The sequence below is a fragment of the Nocardiopsis sp. TNDT3 genome, assembly GCF_003427465.1.
Classification (GTDB): Bacteria; Actinomycetota; Actinomycetes; order Streptosporangiales; family Streptosporangiaceae; genus Nocardiopsis; species Nocardiopsis dassonvillei.
In genome coordinates this window covers 1-1,344 of sequence record NZ_QPFC01001367.1, presented here as the reverse complement: position 1 = coordinate 1,344, position 1,344 = coordinate 1, and the positions used below count along the sequence as shown (strand labels likewise).

Sequence of the window (1,344 nt, the reverse complement as noted above, 5' to 3'; positions counted from 1 at the left end):
GTGTCCGGGCAGGCGACCGCCGTCAACTGTATCTACAGGCCCGCGGCCTCGTAGAGTTCGCTCACCTCACGCGAGGTGAGGGCCCGCATCGTGCCCAGTTTGAGGGCGTTCAGGTCGATCGGGCCGACCTGGGTGCGGGCGAGGTCGGCGACCGGGTGGCCGACGGCCTCCATCAGGCGGCGCACGATGTGCTTGCGGCCCTCGTGCAGCCGGATCTCGACGAGCGCCTTGGGCGGCTCGTTGTCGACCACGCGGAAGGAGTCCACCTCGACCGGGCCGTCCTCCAGCTCCACGCCCTTCTGCACCTCGCGCACGACACGGTGCGGGACCGGGCCGGGCACCTTGGCGATGTAGGTCTTGACGACCTTGTAGCGCGGGTGGGTGAGCCGGTTGGCCAGCTCGCCGTCGTTGGTCAGCAGGATGAGGCCCTCGGTCTCGGTGTCGAGCCGGCCGACGTGGAAGATCCGCTCCTCGGTCTGACCGGTGTAGTCGGCCAGGGTGGGCCGGCCCTCGGGGTCCCACATGGTGCTGACGACGCCGCGCGGCTTGTTGAGCGCGAAGTACAGCTTGTCCGGGGCGGTGACCACGCGCATGCCGTCGACGCGGATCTCGGAGGACTCGGGGTCGACCCGGGCGCCGAACCTGCGCACGACCTGGCCGTCCACGCTGACGCGTCCGGCCGCGATCATCTCCTCGCTGGCCCGGCGGCTGGCGACCCCGGCCGCGGCGAGCGCCTTCTGGAGGCGGATGCCGTTCTCGACGTCGGTGTAGGTGTCGCGCGCCTCGTCGGCGTGGTCCTCGTCCTTGGGGTCGTAGTCGGCGCGCAGGGCGCTGAGCCGCTCGCGGGCCGCCTTGGAGAGCTGGTTCTCGCTCGTGACGCGCTTGGCGCCGGAGCGGTCGCCGCCGGGACGGCCGTCGCGGTCCTCGCGGTCGCGGAAGTCGCGTCCGCCACCGGAGCCGCGGCTGTCACGGCCGCCGCGGTTGTCGCGGTCACCGAAGGAGCGGCGGTCGTCGCGGCCGCCTCCGAAGGAGCGTCCCTCGCCGCGCTGGCCGTCACGGCCACCGCGGAAGTCGCGCCCGCCACGGCTGTCCCGGTCACCCCGGACGCCACCGCGGTCGCGGTCATCACGACCGCCACCCGGGCCGCGTCCGCCACGGTCGTAGGAGCGTGCACCCGGGCCGCGGTTGTCGCGGTCACGGAAGTCACGGCCGCCGCGCTCGTCCCGGCCACCCGAGAAGGAACGACGGTCCCCACCGTCGCGGCTGTCACGCCCGCCACGGTTGTCACGGTCCTGGAAGCGACCGCCCGAGCCGCGGTTGTCGCGGTCGCCGAAGGAACGGCGG

At 73.3% G+C, this 1,344-nt stretch carries 1 protein-coding gene; it reads right to left on the bottom strand.

Going from position 1 to position 1,344, the window contains the following annotated elements; genetic code table 11:
- Positions 1-32: 32 nt before the first annotated feature.
- The coding region (locus DQW06_RS27895) for a pseudouridine synthase (RefSeq protein WP_157983639.1) at positions 33-1,344 on the bottom strand (1,312 nt) is incomplete at its 5' end.